Raw genomic sequence first — 16,181 nt, 5'->3', positions numbered from 1 at the left:
TCAGTTTAATCTAGGAAGAGAGACATTATGAGCAATATCATCAAGCAGCTTGAACAAGAGCAGATGAAGCAGGACGTACCTGCATTTGGCCCTGGTGACACTGTTACCGTACAGGTTCGCGTAACCGAAGGTAACAAGACCCGTCTTCAGGCTTTCCAGGGCGTAGTTATCGCTAAGCGTAACCGTGGCCTGCACTCTGCGTTCACAGTTCGCAAAATCTCTAATGGTGAAGGCGTAGAGCGTGCGTTCCAGACTCACTCTCCGCTGGTAGAAAGCATCAAGCTGGAGCGTCGTGGTCGCGTTCGTCGTGCCAAACTGTACTACTTGCGTACACGTACTGGTAAGGCGGCTCGTATCCGCGAGCGTCTGGGCTAAATTTTATTTAGTCTCGAAGCAGGAAAAGCCCGCCTTTATGGCGGGCTTTTTTCGTTTTATAACCCTTTGAACTCGAATTCGCTCACAGATGAGCATTTACTTGCATCTTCACAGTAGACAAGGCACATTGAACTCAGGCCGGCAGCACCGGTTGGGTTCACAAACCTATCGTTAATAAGCCACAGATAGGTACTACTTGGAGAAGCAGTAATGCAAAAGGACAGTATTTACAATATCCACATTCAGTCCGAACAGGTCCTGACCACCCCTGAACAGCTGAAGCAACAGCTCCCCCTCTCCGAGCAGGCTTATCGATATATTAACGGCGCCCGTGCCAAGGTCGCCGACATCGTACACAAGCGGGACAACCGACTGCTGGTGGTAACCGGCCCCTGTTCCATTCACGATGTGGCCTCGGCCAAAGAGTACGCCCTGAAACTGAAGACCCTGCACGATGATCTCAGCGATCAGATGTACATTCTGATGCGGGTCTACTTTGAAAAGCCGCGCACCACCGTAGGCTGGAAAGGGCTGATCAATGATCCGGACATGGATAACTCCTTCGACGTCGAAAAGGGCTTGCGCAATGCTCGTGAGTTGCTGATCTGGTTGGCGGAGCTGGGATTGCCGGTCGCCACCGAAGCCCTGGATCCCATCAGCCCCCAGTATCTCGGGGAGTTGTTCTCCTGGTCCGCCATCGGCGCACGTACCACAGAATCACAGACTCACCGGGAGATGGCTTCGGGGCTGTCGATGCCGGTGGGCTTTAAAAATGGCACCGACGGCAAGCTGGATGTGGCCATGAATGCGCTGCAGTCCGCTGCCAGCGGCCACCGCTTTATGGGCATTAACCAGGCCGGCCAGGTGGCGTTGATGCAGACCCAGGGTAACCCGGATGGTCACGTGATCCTGCGGGGGGGCAAGCAGCCGAACTACGACTCGGTCAATGTCGAGCTGTGCACCCGTCAGCTGCATGAGGCGGGGCTGACCTCCCGCCTGATGGTGGACTGCAGCCACGGCAACTCCTCCAAAGATCACCGTCGCCAGCCTCTGGTGGCCCAAAACGTCTTTAATCAGATTCAGGAGGGCAACACCTCCATCATCGGCATCATGCTGGAGAGCCACCTGAAAGCGGGCAGCCAGTCCTCGGAACTGCCGAAGGCGGAGATGGAGTACGGGGTGTCCATTACCGATGCCTGCATCGACTGGGACGACACCGAGCAACTGCTGCGTCAGGGCGCCCGGGAACTGGCGCCGATCTTGCCGACGCGCTTTGGAGGTCAATGATGGCAGAACGAAGCAGCCAGGAGCTGGACCGGTTGCGGGACCGCATCGACGAGGTCGATAAAGACCTGCTGACGTTGTTACGCCGCCGACTGGATCTGGTCGGTGAGGTGGGCAGCATCAAGCACGAGCAGGGCTTGCCTATCTATGCCCCGAAACGGGAAGCGGCGATGTTGATGAAGCGCCGTGAAGAGGCGACCCTGATGGGGGTGCCGCCGCAACTGATCGAAGATCTGCTGCGGCGCATCATGCGTGAATCTTATGCCAGCGAAAATGACGTCGGCTTCAAATGCATCAACCCCGATGTCGGCCCCATCGTCATTGTCGGTGGTGCCGGTAAGCTCGGCACCCTGTTCAGCCAGCTGTTCCGCCTGTCCGGCTACGAAGTGCGGATTCTGGATAAGGACGACTGGCCCAATGCCGATGCCATCCTTGACGGTGCCGGTGTGGTGGTGGTCAGTGTGCCGATTCACCATACCAATGCGGTCATCGCTCAATTGCCGACACTGCCGAAGGAGTGTGTGCTGCTGGATCTGACCAGCATCAAGCAGGCCCCCCTGGCGGCCATGCTCAGCAAGCATCAGGGGCCGGTGGTCGGTCTGCACCCGATGTTTGGCCCGGATCTGTCCAGTCTGGCCAAGCAGGTGGTGGTGGTCTGTCATGGCCGCGACGAAGCCCGCTACCAGTGGTTGCTGGAGCAGATTCGCATCTGGGGGGCCCGTCTGCACGAGGCCCCGGCGTCGGAACACGATCAGGCGATGCAACTGGTGCAGGCGATGCGTCACTTTACCGCTTTTGTCTATGGGGCTCACCTGCGCCGGGAGCGGGCGGATCTGGATCAGTTGTTGCAGTTTAGCTCTCCCATCTACCGCTTGGAGCTGGCGATGGTGGGCCGCCTGTTTGCCCAGGATGCCAAATTGTATGGCGACATCATCTTTTCCCAGCCCGATACCCTGGCCCGAGCGCGGCACTATATGGATCGCTATCAGGAAGCGCTAAAGATGCTGGAGCATGGCGACAAAGCCGGCTTTGAGGCTCAGTTCAATGACATCGCCGACTGGTTTGGCGACTTCGCCAAACAGTTTCAGAGTGAGAGTGGCAATATGTTACTCAGCGCTAACGATAATCGTAGTGAAGCCTGATCTTTCTCCGTCATAAAAAAACGCCGCCCCCAGGGCGGCGTTTTTGTTCTGGTTGCTGGCGTCACTCCAGTTCGGTGGGCATGATGCGCTCGCTTTGGTAGCAGCCTAGGATCTTGATGAAGCGGGTGATTGGCACGAGCTCGGCCAGAGCCTGCTTCATGTTATCGCTGTTGATGTTGGCTTCGATGTCCAGGTAGAACATCTCCTCCCAGGGGTTTCCGGGAATCGGCCTGCTGGTGAGCTTGCTCATGATCAGGCCGTTGTTTTTCAGTACCAGCAGGGCGTCCACCAGGGCACCGGCTTTCTGGCCGGTGGCCATGATCAGGGTGGTTTTGGCCGGCACCTGAACCGGGACGTCCTTGGCTTTGCGGGACACCAGGATGAAACGACTCTCATTTTCCGCTTGGTTGGCGAGTTTCTCCTGACGGGGTTCCAGCCCGTACAACTCGCCACCGGCTTTGCTGGCAATGGCGGCGCGAGTGGGATCCTGGCTGTCTTTCACCTGTGCCATGGCGTGGGCGGAGCTGGCACAGTACTCCAGTTTTACGCCGTGATACTGACGCAGGTGGTTGCTGCATTGGGAGATCACCTGAGGATGGGCGTAGATGGTGGAGATGGCCGACAGGTCGGCTCCGGGCAGGGTCAGCAGACAGTGGCCGATGGTTTCGGTGGTTTCACCGACGATCTGCAGATGGGTCTGCTGAAGCAGATCATAGACCTCATTGATGGAGCCGGAGGAGGTGTTTTCGATGGGCAGAATGCCGTAATCGGCATTGCCACGCTCCACCGCCTGAATCACGTCATCAAAATTGGCGCAGCCTAACTCCACCAGTGAGTGGTCGCGGCGGGCAAAATAGCCATGGGCGGCGATGTAGCTGTAGCTGCCTTTGGCACCGAGATAGGCCACGGTCACCAGATCCTGAGAGGTGTTTTGCTGTCCTTGCAGCCAGGCCTGCTGGCGCAATACCGAGTCTTCGATAATGGTTTGAAACAGGCGGACGACGTATTGGGCGTCCAGCCCCTGCTCTTTACCCAGGGCAACCAGTTTCTCCAGCAGTTGCTGCTCCCGCTCCTGATCCCGCACCGGTTTCAGGTCAATCTCTTTACTGCGGGCCACATTCAGTGTCAGCTGTCGACGCTTGGCCAGCAGGGACAGCAGTTCGCCATCGACGTTGTTGATGTCGGTTCTGATTTTATTTAGGTCCATCTCATCCTCGGTTTAGTGAGCCCATGGCGCTGGCTGATACAAAAAAGCCTCCCCGGTTGGGGAGGCTTGCTTGGGTTGGTTACTTTCTTTTTGACACCCGAGTCCCGCCTCCCTATTTGGGGGGTGTAAAAAAGAAAATAAACAGGTCGTGCTGTGGCAGAGTTTGCATGGGCTTACACTAGCGGCTTGTTAGGGCGGTTGTCAATAAACCAAAAGCGCCAGCTGTTTGCCGGCGCCACTCCTTTCCTATGTGGGTCGAAACCTCAACCCGGGGTCGTTCAGGCGGCGGATTCCGCCTCTTCTGCATCGACATCGATATCGATGGCGGCAGGCTTGATATGACGCTTGGACTGGTCTTTATGGGTGTGTCGATTCAGTTGACGTTCCAGGCGTTGTCCCATCTGGTTGATGGCGTTGTACAGGTTCTCATGAGACGCTTTGGCAAACAGTTTACCGCTGGGGATGCCCATTGAGGCTTCAATCTGAAATTCGGGTCCTTCTTGGGTAATGATGACGTGTGGGGTAATCAGGTTGACTTCATGACGCTCCAGTTTCTCAAACCGGCTCTCGATGCGCTCACGAATGGGGTCGGTAACGGTGAGTTGTTTGCTGGTAATTTCAATTCTCATAGAGTTCCCCTTCTGTTAACCCAAAATCAGGTTCAACTTCAGACTACCCCTACCACAGGGTTCGGGTAAAGTGATCTGGATCACCTTTTTGCTGAATGCTGCAAACTTACCCAACCGGTTCAACTGGGGTTAAAAAAACACACTTTTCTGCTTGAGGGATAACCGAAACAAGCGCATTATGGGTGGGATTTAGGGCGAAGGAGTGCCGCGGTTTGAGTGTTAATTGACCGCATTAGAGATCTCCTTGTCTGACCAGATTCCAAGGAGTTTAAGGTGAAGGTTAAGATCTGGGACGGCATGGTTCGGCTGTTCCACTGGGGCTCGGTTGCGCTCCTGCCTCTGTGTTGGTTGACCGCCGAGCAGGGGATGATGGAGTGGCACATGACCTGTGCATACCTGCTGATGGTGCTGCTGTTGGTGCGCCTGTTGTGGGGGTTCATCGGTACCACTACGGCCCGATTCAATCATTTCGTCCGCCGTCCTGGCGCGGTTCTGCACTACCTGTTTAATTGGCATGCCCATGAGCGCCCCTACTTTGGCCACAATCCGGCCGGAGGTTATATGGTGGTGGTGATGATGTTGCTGTTGATGGCTCAGGTGATGACCGGTTTGTTCGCTACCGATGACATTTTGGCGGAAGGGCCGTTGTCGTCGTCGGTCAGCGGTGCGTTGGCCGGAACCATGACCAGTCTGCACCACTGGCTATTTAATCTGATTCTGGCGACCGTGGCGATGCACCTGTGCGCCATCGTATTTTATCGATTCAATGGGGTGAACCTGGTGGAAGCGATGGTCACCGGTTACGGCATGACCGCTGGCGGGCGGCGATCCAATGCGGTGGCGCCCATCTGTTGGCTGGTGCCCTTGATGCTGGTTGGGATGGCGGTGCTGTATTGGCTGATATTGCCGTTATGGTAAGGCAAAGATGCACAGGGAAAGGGCTGCCATGGGCAGCCCTTTGTGGTTATCAGTCCTGCTTAAACTGATCGTGGCAGCTCTTGCAGGCTTTGCCGGTCGCGCCAAAGGCTTGTTTAATCGCCTTGGCATCGCCATTGGTGCTGACTTTGGCCAGGTTGGCGGAAGCGTCCTGGAACTCCTTGGCGATCTGGGCGAACTTGGCGCTGTCACTCCAGACTGAGGCCAGAGCCTCGGTATCCCCCTGGTTGGAGCCTGGTACTTTGAACGCTTCAAAGGGGATCTGGCTCAACAGAGCCAGGTGCTGAGCCCGGCGCTGAAACGCGTCGGCGTCCATCTCTTTTTTCCCCTTGACCATGGCGTACATGTCACCAAAGTTCTCTTTGATCAGCCCAAAGGCGTGTTGTCGGTAGGCGATGGCGTCGTTGGCGCTGTTAAAAGCACCCTCGGCAATGGCGCTGCCACTGGTAGAGACGAGCAGGGCGGCCAACAGCATTGAACATCTTGTCATTGTTATGTTTTCCCTAAGTATGTTGTTCCGATGTGAATAATACCGCCAAATACCCGCCGTGACCAATCTCTCATTTGTGTCTGAAAGTGTCGATTGATTCTCGCTTTTTTAGAATGACATTCGCTTTTGTCCTGCTGTAACGGTGTAATGCTACGGCATTACATGTGGAGTAAACATTTTATGGAATCTGAGTATTGGGATAAGGCGCTGGGACTTATCACTGAGCAAGGCCGAAAGGAATCGTTGGCGTCGTTGTTTTTGTTGTTGTTAACCCTGGATGAACGGGAGGCCATCGGCGCCCGGTTGGCGGTGTTCCGGGCGTTGTTGGCCGGAAAACTGACCCAACGCCAGATCGCCGCAACATTGAACGTCAGCATCGCCACCATCACTCGTTGCTCAAACACATTAAAGAATCTATCCGACGCGGAGCGGGATCGGCTGCAGAGCCTGATTCTCTCGGCACCATAACAATTAAAGAAGTGGAGTAACCGATGTCAGAAGTTGTATTAGAGACATCAACAAAACCGGCCTCACCCAGTGTTCTGGGTGGGGCGATGATCATTGCCGGTACGGCGATAGGGGCAGGCATGCTGTCTCTGCCAGTGATGAGTGCCGGCATGTGGTTTGGGTGGTCGATGATCATCCTGGCTATCTGTTGCTTCTGCTCCTACAGCTCCGCCATGTATCTGGCGGAGGCCAACATGAACTACCGCAGTGGTGCCAGCTACGCCACCATGGCCCAGGATACCCTGGGTAAGCCGGGGGTGATTGCCTCTCTGTGTTCGGTGGGCTTTGTCAGTTACATTCTGTGTTATGCCTACATCTCCGGCGGGTCGTCGGTGCTGGCTTCCAGCCTCAATGCCGGCTTCGGCCTTAGCCTGGCCAACTGGCAGGCGGGGCTGATTTTTGGCACCGTACTCGGTGGCATCGTATTGCTGGGTTCCCGGGCGGTTGACCGGGTCAGTACCATCATGATCGGTGCCATGGTGATCGCCTTTATCACCTCCACCGGTATGCTGGCCTCGGAGGTCAGCACTGACAAGCTGTTTCCGGCGGCGGGAATGACGGAAACCCTGCCCTACATCTGGCTGGGCATTCCGGTGCTGGCCATCAGCTTCGGTTACCACAGCACCGTGCCGAGCATTGTGAAGCACTACAACAAGGACATCGCAAAATCCCGTTCTGCCATCCTGATGGGCAGTGTGCTGGCCCTGGCCATCTATGGGGTATGGCAGCTGGCCATCCTGGGTACCGTCTCCAGAGATGACTTCGGTGAGGTGGTGTCCAACGGCGGTAACGTCGGTGCCCTGATTGCGGCGGTGGGGGATGCCGTCGATGGTAACCTTATCGATACCCTGCTGAGCTTCTTTGCTAAATTCGCCCTGGCCAGCTCCTTCCTGGGTGTGGCACTGGGCCTGCTGGATTTCGTTAAAGATCAATGTGGCCTGGGAGACAGTAACCGTGATACCGCCATCGCCGGGACCATCACCTTCCTGCCACCGATGATCCTCGGGGTGGCCATTCCCGATGGATTTATTGTCGCCATTGGTTATGCGTCCCTGTTGGCCAGTATCTTTGTACTGATTCTGCCCTGCTCCATCGCCCTGGTGCTGCGCCGTCGAGGTCAGAGTCAGTCGTTTCGGGTTGGCGGCGGTAACGCCCGTCTGTACTCGGTGTTGGCCTTTGGGGTGTTGGTGATGTTGTGCGAATCCTTGGCGCTGCTGAAGATGTTGCCGACCTTCCCATAGCGACTTTGGCTCAGTGAACACAACCCGGCCCTGGTGCCGGGTTGTGTCGTTTTGGTGGCAGTGATATCAGCGGGGTCGGTGTTTATGAAGTGGATCTGGCTTAAGGGTGAAAAATGGCGCTACGCTTAATTTGAGCCTTTTAAATAGGAGAGCATGACCATGGATTATGAACCGGGCAACATCAACTATCAGGGCAAAGACAGTGGCGTTCATCGCTGGCAGGTGGATGAGAAAACCACCCTGTACTGGCACCCGGACTGGCTGCACATTGCCGAAGACATGACCGGTCTGCATAAGCGGGCCGAGTTGGAACTGGAGCCGGGAGAGCAAGCCAGCGAGCAGCATGCCCACAAGGCGGTGGAGAAGCTGGCCAAAACCCTTCGCGGCGAGTAAGTCGTTACCGCGTGCCCCGATCCCCGGGGGGACGTAATTTGGCGTCCCCTGGACCGCTTTCATCTCGACGCTTGGAAGAAAAGCGTAAAATATTCTGCAAGTTGAAATCCAGCCATTAGGCTAAAGGTAGGGGATCGCTCTTTTGGTTTGAATAGATGCGGGGTCACTATGCAGAAGTTATTGATTATTGCACCGGCGCTGGAGCAGCAGTTTGATGCCATTAAAAAGGGATTGGAGTTAGCACAGGCGCTGAACGCCAAGGCGGAGGTGGTGGGTTATTGCTATGAGCCACTGTCGGTCATGGAGGGGACGCCCACTGAGGTGGTCAATGGTATTAAGTCGGATCTGATGGCCAATCGCAGTGCCGAGCTCAAACAACGGGTGGCGGCCTTGGGACAGACCGCACCGATATCGGTGCGCTGGGCCAAAGCCATCGCCGATGATATCAGTGAGCTGGTGAACAACGGTTTTACCATGGTGGTGAAGGCCTACCGGCAGAGTGACCACCTGCTGCCTACCGATTGGCACCTTATTCGTCAGACGCGGGTGCCATTGATGCTGCTCACCGATCACCAGCCGGCTCAGGGCCAGGATGTGCTGGCGGCGCTGGATCTTGGTACAAGTAATGAGGTCAAGCAGCGGTTGAATCAGCAGGTGCTGCATGCGGCCCGGGAGTTGGTCAAGGCGACCGGTGGTAAGTTGCACGTGGCTTTTGTGGTCCGCTTGTCCAGGGTTATCAGGGATCTGGAGATCATCGACACCCGCCACCTGCTAAAAGAGGTCTATCGCAAGCATGGGTTGCTGTTAGAGTCGCTGGCTTTGCCCAAGGAGCAGATCCATGTGCAGGTGGGTGACGCCAGCGAGTGCCTGCCGCAGTTGGCGGCGACTCTGGGAGTTGGCTATTTTGCCATCGGTGCCAGGCAGCGCCGGGGATTGCTGGGGTTTGTTATCGGTAATACCGCCGAAGCGATATTGCACCGCATGCGCAGTCACCTGCTGGTAGTGCCTGGGTCTGAGAGCTAGATGACAGCGGAGTACCCATAAAAAAACGGCAGCCCAGGCTGCCGTTTGTTCAGGTCTGTGGGGCTTAGTGACAGCCGCAGCCACCTTTGCCTTCGTGGCCTTCGCCGCCGCACTCACCGGTACCGCCGCAGCATTCGTGGTCGTCGCCCTTGTCTTCACCGGAGCAACCACCGCCACAGCATCCGCCTTCGGCGTGCAGGTGACCGTGAGCGATCTCCTCTTCGGTCGCGGCGCGAACCTCAACCACTTCGACATCGAAGTTCAGGGTAACGCCAGCCAGAGGGTGGTTACCATCAACCACAACGGTGTCGTCGTTGACTTCGGTTACGGTAACCGGGGTCGGACCCTGATCGGTTTCCGCCATAAAGCGCATGCCGGGTGCGATGTCCTCGACACCGGCAAAGGCTGCCATAGGCACTTCCTGCTTCAGGCCGTCCTGGTATGGGCCATAGGCTTGTTCAGGGGCTACGCTAACGCTCATCTTGTCGCCAGCGGCCTTATCGTTGAGTTCCGCTTCCAAACCCGGGATCAGGTTATTGGTGCCGTGCATGTATTGCATAGGCTTGCCATCAAAGGAATCTTCGATCAGTTCACCGTCACCATCACGCAGGCGGTAGTGCATGGTTACTACGGTATTCGCAGCAATTTTCATCCGGGTCTCCAAAACAATTCGGTGTGAAAGGCCCAAATCATACGGATTTCACTGCCCCGGCACCATGATTGAGCCAACATTTTTGCCTATGAGGCTTGTGTGCTGGGCATTTACAGTCGACAGGACTCCTGATAGGGGCGAATCTCCGGGTATTGGCCATCCCGAATCTGTTGCTGCAGTGCCTGCCAGTAGCGGGCATCCAGCAGATCCCGGTGCTGGGCCATAAAGCTTTTTCGAATGGCGGGCCGGCCCAGCAGAAAGCGACCGAACTCCTCCGGAAAGATGTCCTTGGGGCCGATGGAGTACCAGGGTTCGGCGGCCATCTCATCTTCCGGATAGCGCGGTTCTGGAATGACCCGGAAGTTGCAGTCGGTCATGTAATCGATCTCGTCGTAGTCGTAGAACACCACCCGGCCATGACGGGTGACGCCGAAATTTTTAAACAGCATGTCGCCGGGAAAGATGTTGGCCGCCGCCAGCTGTTTGATGGCGTGGCCGTACTCGCCAATGGCGTGATGAACCTCCAGATCCTCGGCACTGTCCAGAAACAGGTTCAACGGGGTCATGCGCCGTTCGATGTACAGGTGGCGAATGATCACCCGGTCGCCATCGAGCTCCACTTCGGACGGGGCGACCTCCAGCAACTCCTCCAGCAGCGCCGGGCTGAAGCGATGGCGGGGAAAGGCAAAGTTACGGAACTCCTGAGTGTCGGCCATTCGGCCGACTCGGTCGTGCTCCTTAACCAGGTTGTATTTCTGCTGTACCTCCTCTTTGTTGCTCTCCTTCGGTGGGGCAAACCGGTCTTTGATCAGTTTGAATACCACATCATAGGAGGGCAGGGTGAACACGCTCATCACCATCCCTTTGATCCCCGGGGCGATAACAAACTGATCACTGCTGTGATTCAGATGGCTGAGGAAATCCCGATAGAACTCGGTCTTGCCGTGTTTCTGCAGGCCGATGGCGCTGTACAGCTCAGCCCAGGATTTGTTGGGCATCAGGTGGCGCAGGTAGCGCAGCAGCGCCGCCGGCCGATCGGTGTCAACCATGAAATAGGCGCGGGTAAAGCTGAAGATCACCGAGCAGTCGTCCTGACGGGTAATGGCGGCATCGATACTCAGCCCACCTTCGCCATGGCGGATCGGCAGAATCAGCGGCGATTCGCCGCGCCGGCCGATGAGGCGGCCAATCAGGTAGGCGCCTTTGTTGCGGTAGAACACCGGTTTGAGGAACTCCACGTCGTGGGCATCGATGCGCTTCAGCAGCGTGCTAAGACGCTGCTCAAGGCGGGCCAGATCGGCATCCAGATCGGCAAATTTCAGCTGCAGCCGGGCGTAGCCGATCGCCTTTCGAAATGCGGCTTTGGGCTCGTGGCGCAGGGCAAACCGGTAGCACAGCAGGTGCGGGGCAAAGGGGGAGCGGCGGGCACAACTGGTGTGGATGTACAAGTGCTGGTTATCCAGGCCCCGGTGCCGGAACAGGCGGGCGAACACCGAGTTAAAGAAGGTTTCCGCCAGCTCGGCCTGCGGGTGCCCCTGCAGCAGTTGGCTGTACTCGGTTTTGGTGGCCCGCCACAGCTCGGTGGAGATGGTGGGGCTGTCCAGTTGCTGCATCAATACCGCCACGGTTTCCGATACCCGGCGGCTGTAGTAGCGTATCCGCTCCTTCTGCGCCCGCTGAACCCCATGCCAGTCGGCATTGAGGAAGCGTTCCGGTGCTCCGGCATTGATGCGGGAAAACAGTCGGTAATGTTGATCAAAGCCGGTTAAAATCCGATAGGCGATCCGTTTGGGCGTTCCCTGATCCATGCTGGTACTCCTGTGACCCACTCAAAGTTGACGCTGTCCATCGTCCACTATTTAACCTAACTCATTCATTGGTTGATGACTATTCGGTTGTGCTCTGTGCCTGGTTTGTTTTTGTGGCGACACCATCGAGCTTAGGGCTTGCCTCTGGTGAGGATTTCGCTACTCTGGCGGCAAACGCGAGGAGAGATTGTGGAACTGACTTTTATTCTGGTGGCGCCCGCCAGGGGCGAAAACGTCGGGGCGGTGGCCCGGGCGATGAAAACTATGGGCTTTGAACGCCTGAGCGTAGTGGCCTCACAGGCTCACTTGAGTGACGAAGCCCGCTGGGTGGCTCATGGCAGTCAGGAGATTCTGAGCAATGCCACGCAGCATGACACTCTGGCCGAGGCGGTGGCGGATCTGGACCTGGTGATTGCCAGTACCGCCCGCCGTCGGGGCGATAAGCGGCCGCTGTACACGCCGGCACAGGCGGCCACTCAGGTGCAGCAACTGGGGGCGGCGGCGCCCCGGGTCGGGTTGGTGTTTGGCTGTGAGGAATCCGGCCTCAGCAATGCGGATCTGGCGCTGGCGGATCGTCTCACCACCATTCCACTGGTGAACGCCTACCCGTCGTTAAATCTGGCTCAGGCGGCCATGCTGTACGCCTATGAATTTTCGCAGTTGTCGTTGCCCGAGCAACAGCCGCAGGCAGAGGTGCCGCAGTTGTCGGCATTGAAGCGCCGGGCCATAACTCTGATGAATGACTTGAGTCTCGATGGAGATGATCCCCTGCGGCTGTGGCTTCAGGACACCTTGGGGCTGGCGAATCAGCGGGATGTGGCCATGGCCCACACCCTGATTGGCGACATCAACAAGGCGTTGAAAAAATAACCCTTGACTCAAGGGGGCCATCTGATCCAAGTTAAAAGGACAAGTTTTAGGAGTTTATTCAGAATACTATGCTAATTCACGCAGCTCTAATCACAACCATTACTGTGATTACTGGCACCGGTACCGGTGGCGGGACGGGCTGATAGTATCTGGATAAACACCATCCGAATATTAGAAAGCCCGCTCCCTGAGCGGGCTTTCTTCGTTTCAGGGTTAGGGCATACAGGAGAGGCACGATGAAGGTGATGAAGTTTGGGGGTTCCTCCCTGGCCAATGCAGAGCGGTTTGCTCAAGTGGCACAGCTGGCAAGAGACAGCGTCGAAGGGTTTTCGCTGGCGTTGGTGCTGTCGGCCCCTCAGGGGGTGACCAACGCCCTGGAGAAAGCGGTTCGACAGGCGGTGGCCGGTTTCCATGACCAGCTGCTGGCGCCGGTGGAGGACAAACTGAGTCAGCTGATCCAGGGTGCCGAACTGAGCCTGGATGCCCGACAAGCGCTGCAGCAATTGTGGCAGCAGGAGCTGGAGTCGGTGGCGCAGAAGCTGCAGGGGGTGTCACTGCTGGGGCGCTGCCCCGATGAGGTGGTCGCCGAGGTGATGGTGGTGGGCGAACGCTTGTCGGTGCACCTGATGATGGCGCTGCTCGAGGGGGCCGGTGAGCGCTGTGCCCTGCTGGAACCCCGTCGTTACCTGGTGGCCCGCGGTGAGACGCTGGATGCCCAGGTGGACATCGAAGCCAGCCGTCAGCGACTGGCATCGCTGCCGGTGGGGGAGTACCGTTTCTGGGTGATGCCCGGATTCACCGCCTGCAATGAGCTGGGCCAGACCGTGACCCTGGGCCGTAACGGCTCCGATTACTCTGCGGCGGCACTGGCGGCCTGTCTGCACGCCGACAGCTGCGAGATCTGGACCGATGTCGATGGTGTCTACAGTGTTGACCCACGGCTGGTGCCCGATGCCCGCCTGCTTACCGAGATGAGTTACAAGGAGGCGATGGAGCTGTCCTATTTCGGTGCCAAGGTCCTTCACCCCCGAACCATCTCCCCCATCGCCCAGCATCAGATCCCCTGCCGCATTCGCAACACCCTCAACCCCCAGGCTCCGGGTACCCTGATCCATCAGGAAGGCGCCGGCAGTGATGCGGTCAAGGCGGTCAGCCACCTGGCGGATCAGACTATGATCAGCGTCTCCGGCCCCGGCATGAAAGGTATGGTTGGCATGGCCGCCCGAGTGTTTGATGCCATGAGCCTGGCGGGGGTTTCGGTCAGTTTGATCACTCAGAGCTCGTCCGAGTACTCCATCTCTTTCTGTGTTGAACAGGCGGATCAGGAGCGGGCGGTGCAGGCGCTGGAGGAGACCTTTGCCCTGGAGTTGAAGAGCGACATGCTCGATCCGCTGGAGCTGATGCCCCACCATGCCATCATCACCCTGGTGGGCGATGGCATGAAGACCCGCAAAGGGGTGGCAGCACGGTTCTTCCGCTCTCTGGCACAGGCCAGCATCAACATCGCTGCCATTGCCCAGGGCAGCTCGGAGCGCGCCATCTCGGCGGTGGTGGCCAATGAGGATGCTGCGGCCGCCATGCGCATCTGCCACCAGAACTTTTTCGACAGCCGCCTGTTTGTGGATGTGTTACTGGTGGGCTGCGGTCAGGTGGGGGCGGAGTTGCTCAGCCAGATTCAGCAGCAGCAACAGGTACTCAGTGACCAGCATGTGGCCCTGAGGGTGTGTGGCATCGCCAACTCCCGCACCATGCTGCTCAACGCCCGCGGTCTGGATCTGAAAGACTGGCGTGACCAGCTGGGTCGCTGTGATGAGCCGATGGCGCTGCAGGCGCTGTTCGATTTTGCCCATCATGCCAAACTCACCAACCCGGTATTGGTGGACTGCAGTGCCAGTGATGCCCTGGCGGAGCGCTATCTGGATGCCATGAACGCCGGACTGCATGTGGTGACCCCCAACAAAAAAGCCAATACCGCCTCCATGGCGTACTACCAGCAGCTGCGTCAGGTGGCTCGCAAGCAGCGACGCCAGTTCCTGTATGAAACCAATGTCGGCGCCGGTCTGCCGGTGATCGATAACCTGCAGGGGCTGATTCGCGCCGGTGATCAGCTGCACAGCTTCGGCGGCATCCTGTCGGGTTCTCTGTCTTACATCTTCGGCTTGCTGGAGGAGGGGATCAGCCTGTCTCAGGCTACGGCCCAGGCCAGGGATAAAGGCTTTACCGAGCCGGATCCCCGTGAGGATCTGTCCGGCCTGGACGTGGCCAGAAAGGTATTGATCCTGGCCCGTGAAGCCGGTCTGCAGCTGGAGATGGACCAGATTCAGGTGGACAGTGTGCTGCCGGCGGTATTTGACGCCAGCGGTGATACCGACACCTTTATGGCCAACCTGCCTAAGGCCGATGCCGATGTGGCCGCCCGGGTTGAGGCCGCCCGCAGCGAAGGCAAGGTGTTGCGCTACGTCGGGGCCATCGATGATGACGGCGGCTGCAGGGTCTCGGTTCAGGCCGTGGGGCCGGAACACCCGCTCTACGCCATTAAGGGCGGTGAGAATGCGTTGGCGTTCTACAGCCGCTACTATCAGCCACTGCCCTTCGTACTGCGTGGCTACGGTGCCGGTACGGCGGTGACAGCCGCCGGGGTGTTTGCCGATATCCTGCGCACTCAAGCCTGGCAGAAGGAGGCGTAACATGGCCAGAGTAACTGCGTACGCGCCGGCTTCCATGGGCAACGTCAGCGTCGGCTTTGATCTGCTGGGGGCGGCGCTGCAGCCGGTGGACGGCAGCGTGTTGGGCGACCGGGTCAGCGTCGAGTCGGCGGAACGGACCTGTCTGGCGTGCCGGGGCCCCTATGCCGATGTCCTGCCTGTCAATGAGCAGGACAACATCGTCTATCAGGCGATGGCCGCCTATTTTGAGGCCAGCGGCCTGGCGCCGGTGCCACTGAAGCTGACGTTGGAGAAAAACTTGCCGGTGGGCAGCGGACTGGGATCCAGTGCCAGTTCGGTGGTGGCGGCCTGTGCCGCTCTCAACCGCTATTTTGACGATGCCCTCGAGCCCAAAGCGCTGCTGCACCTGATGGGGCAACTGGAAGGCAAGATCTCCGGCTCGGTGCATTACGACAACGTGGCCCCCAGCTACCTGGGGGGAGTGCAGCTGATGGTGGCAGACTACGCCCGCAAGCTGCCGGAGTTCAGCAACTGGTATTGGGTGGTGGCCTACTCCGGCATCAGCCTGTCGACCGCCAAGATGCGGGCGCTGTTGCCGGATCAGTATGACAAGGCCACCAGCATTGCGTTTGGCCAGAAGCTGGCGGCCTTCGTGGACGCCTGTTACCGACAGGATGAGCAACAGGCGCTGTCGGTACTGACGGACGAACTGGCGGAGCCCTACCGGGCGCCCCACATTCCTGGATTTCTGGCGGCCAAGGCGGCGCTGGCGGATCTGGGGGCCGAGGCGGTGGGAATCTCCGGCTCCGGCCCGACCCTGTTTGCGGTGTGTCGCGATTCGCAGAGCGCCGAGCGGGCGCACCACTATCTGAATCACTGTTACCTGGCCAATGCCCGGGGTTTTGCCCATGTCTGCCGACTGGCATCCGATGGCGTCATCTACACAAGCGAGAACTGA

Annotated in this window: 15 protein-coding genes, 1 pseudogene and 1 other annotated feature; of the genes and pseudogenes, 11 read left to right on the top strand and 5 right to left on the bottom strand. The window is 58.0% G+C overall.

Translation table 11 applies throughout. The annotated features are described in order from the left end of the window. The first annotated feature begins 27 nt into the window (after positions 1–27). The 3 genes from rplS (at position 28) to tyrA (ending at position 2,801) form a co-directional block, all read left to right on the top strand. Positions 28–375 carry a 50S ribosomal protein L19 gene (gene rplS, locus BLT77_RS06905; RefSeq protein WP_028113983.1) on the top strand — a complete coding sequence of 116 codons (348 nt, stop codon included), beginning with the start codon at positions 28–30 and terminating at the stop codon, positions 373–375. A 210-nt stretch (positions 376–585) separates the two neighbouring features. Next, positions 586–1,662: a 3-deoxy-7-phosphoheptulonate synthase gene (locus BLT77_RS06900; RefSeq protein WP_090363953.1), complete on the top strand. Its 1,077-nt coding sequence runs from the start codon at positions 586–588 to the stop codon at positions 1,660–1,662. After that, complete coding sequence (tyrA, locus tag BLT77_RS06895; protein ID WP_090363950.1) at positions 1,662–2,801, top strand: bifunctional chorismate mutase/prephenate dehydrogenase; 1,140 nt, start codon at positions 1,662–1,664, stop codon at positions 2,799–2,801. Before BLT77_RS06900 ends, tyrA begins: the two co-directional genes overlap by 1 nt. Positions 2,802–2,868: 67 nt before the next feature. Here tyrA and BLT77_RS06890 read toward each other — a convergent pair. Further along, positions 2,869–4,008 (bottom strand): annotated as a pseudogene (locus BLT77_RS06890) (chorismate mutase); the annotation flags it as partial. 38 nt (positions 4,009–4,046) lie between these two features. Then, positions 4,047–4,172 (bottom strand) — a sequence feature (Phe leader region). Positions 4,173–4,286: 114 nt separating this feature from the next. Continuing rightward, on the bottom strand, positions 4,287–4,637 hold the full coding sequence (hpf, locus tag BLT77_RS06885; protein ID WP_090363944.1) for a ribosome hibernation-promoting factor, HPF/YfiA family: 351 nt from the start codon (positions 4,635–4,637) through the stop codon (positions 4,287–4,289). 273 nt (positions 4,638–4,910) lie between these two features. Here hpf and BLT77_RS06880 point away from each other — a divergent pair, with 273 nt between their 5' ends. Further along, positions 4,911–5,555 (top strand): cytochrome b/b6 domain-containing protein, encoded by a 645-nt coding sequence (locus BLT77_RS06880; protein ID WP_090363942.1) that lies wholly within the window; start codon positions 4,911–4,913, stop codon positions 5,553–5,555. 49 nt (positions 5,556–5,604) lie between these two features. On the opposite strand, the gene BLT77_RS06875 is transcribed toward BLT77_RS06880, so the two are convergent. Continuing rightward, a complete protein-coding gene (locus tag BLT77_RS06875; protein WP_090363940.1) occupies positions 5,605–6,063 on the bottom strand; it encodes a c-type cytochrome in 459 nt (152 codons plus the stop codon). Positions 6,064–6,243: 180 nt separating this feature from the next. On the opposite strand from BLT77_RS06875, the gene trpR reads away from it, so the two are divergent. From trpR to BLT77_RS06855, 4 genes are all read left to right on the top strand, one after another. Next, positions 6,244–6,531, top strand: coding sequence for a trp operon repressor (gene trpR, locus BLT77_RS06870; RefSeq protein ID WP_090363938.1), 288 nt, complete (start codon positions 6,244–6,246; stop codon positions 6,529–6,531). 23 nt (positions 6,532–6,554) lie between these two features. Beyond that, a complete protein-coding gene (locus BLT77_RS06865) occupies positions 6,555–7,811 on the top strand; it encodes an amino acid permease (protein ID WP_090363935.1) in 1,257 nt (418 codons plus the stop codon). Positions 7,812–7,964: 153 nt separating this feature from the next. After that, positions 7,965–8,204, top strand: coding sequence for a hypothetical protein (locus BLT77_RS06860; RefSeq protein WP_090363933.1), 240 nt, complete (start codon positions 7,965–7,967; stop codon positions 8,202–8,204). A gap of 168 nt (positions 8,205–8,372) precedes the next feature. Continuing rightward, positions 8,373–9,227 (top strand): universal stress protein, encoded by an 855-nt coding sequence (locus tag BLT77_RS06855; protein WP_090363930.1) that lies wholly within the window; start codon positions 8,373–8,375, stop codon positions 9,225–9,227. Positions 9,228–9,291: 64 nt separating this feature from the next. Here BLT77_RS06855 and slyD read toward each other — a convergent pair whose 3' ends face one another. Together slyD and aceK are read right to left on the bottom strand one after the other, a co-directional pair. Then, a complete protein-coding gene (gene slyD, locus BLT77_RS06850) occupies positions 9,292–9,879 on the bottom strand; it encodes a peptidylprolyl isomerase (RefSeq protein ID WP_090363927.1) in 588 nt (195 codons plus the stop codon). A gap of 110 nt (positions 9,880–9,989) precedes the next feature. Next, on the bottom strand, positions 9,990–11,687 hold the full coding sequence (aceK, locus tag BLT77_RS06845; RefSeq protein ID WP_090363925.1) for a bifunctional isocitrate dehydrogenase kinase/phosphatase: 1,698 nt from the start codon (positions 11,685–11,687) through the stop codon (positions 9,990–9,992). Between the two features lie 189 nt (positions 11,688–11,876). Between aceK and BLT77_RS06840 the strand changes: the two genes are divergently transcribed. The 3 genes from BLT77_RS06840 to thrB all read left to right on the top strand — a co-directional run bounded on the left by BLT77_RS06840 (position 11,877) and on the right by thrB (position 16,181). After that, the gene (locus BLT77_RS06840) at positions 11,877–12,557 is read left to right on the top strand and encodes a tRNA/rRNA methyltransferase (RefSeq protein WP_090363923.1); all 681 of its coding nucleotides are present in this window, start codon (positions 11,877–11,879) and stop codon (positions 12,555–12,557) included. Between the two features lie 236 nt (positions 12,558–12,793). Next, positions 12,794–15,244: a bifunctional aspartate kinase/homoserine dehydrogenase I gene (gene thrA / locus BLT77_RS06835; protein ID WP_090363921.1), complete on the top strand. Its 2,451-nt coding sequence runs from the start codon at positions 12,794–12,796 to the stop codon at positions 15,242–15,244. Between the two features lies 1 nt (position 15,245). Continuing rightward, positions 15,246–16,181, top strand: coding sequence for a homoserine kinase (gene thrB, locus BLT77_RS06830; RefSeq protein ID WP_090363918.1), 936 nt, complete (start codon positions 15,246–15,248; stop codon positions 16,179–16,181).

Source organism: Ferrimonas sediminum, assembly GCF_900100175.1.
Lineage (GTDB): Bacteria > Pseudomonadota > Gammaproteobacteria > Enterobacterales > Shewanellaceae > Ferrimonas > Ferrimonas sediminum.
The sequence above is the reverse complement of the archived record's forward strand: the minus strand, read 5'-3'. Positions and strand labels throughout refer to the sequence as shown.

Coding starts and splice junctions, on each gene's coding strand:
- BLT77_RS06855 (WP_090363930.1), top strand. CDS start 8,373: ATGCAGAAGTTATTGATTATTGCACCGGCGCTGGAGCAGCAGTTTGAT.
- thrB (WP_090363918.1), top strand. CDS start 15,246: ATGGCCAGAGTAACTGCGTACGCGCCGGCTTCCATGGGCAACGTCAGC.
- thrA (WP_090363921.1), top strand. CDS start 12,794: ATGAAGGTGATGAAGTTTGGGGGTTCCTCCCTGGCCAATGCAGAGCGG.
- slyD (WP_090363927.1), bottom strand. CDS start 9,879: ATGAAAATTGCTGCGAATACCGTAGTAACCATGCACTACCGCCTGCGT.
- tyrA (WP_090363950.1), top strand. CDS start 1,662: ATGGCAGAACGAAGCAGCCAGGAGCTGGACCGGTTGCGGGACCGCATC.
- trpR (WP_090363938.1), top strand. CDS start 6,244: ATGGAATCTGAGTATTGGGATAAGGCGCTGGGACTTATCACTGAGCAA.
- BLT77_RS06865 (WP_090363935.1), top strand. CDS start 6,555: ATGTCAGAAGTTGTATTAGAGACATCAACAAAACCGGCCTCACCCAGT.
- BLT77_RS06860 (WP_090363933.1), top strand. CDS start 7,965: ATGACCATGGATTATGAACCGGGCAACATCAACTATCAGGGCAAAGAC.
- BLT77_RS06900 (WP_090363953.1), top strand. CDS start 586: ATGCAAAAGGACAGTATTTACAATATCCACATTCAGTCCGAACAGGTC.
- aceK (WP_090363925.1), bottom strand. CDS start 11,687: ATGGATCAGGGAACGCCCAAACGGATCGCCTATCGGATTTTAACCGGC.
- hpf (WP_090363944.1), bottom strand. CDS start 4,637: ATGAGAATTGAAATTACCAGCAAACAACTCACCGTTACCGACCCCATT.
- rplS (WP_028113983.1), top strand. CDS start 28: ATGAGCAATATCATCAAGCAGCTTGAACAAGAGCAGATGAAGCAGGAC.
- BLT77_RS06875 (WP_090363940.1), bottom strand. CDS start 6,063: ATGACAAGATGTTCAATGCTGTTGGCCGCCCTGCTCGTCTCTACCAGT.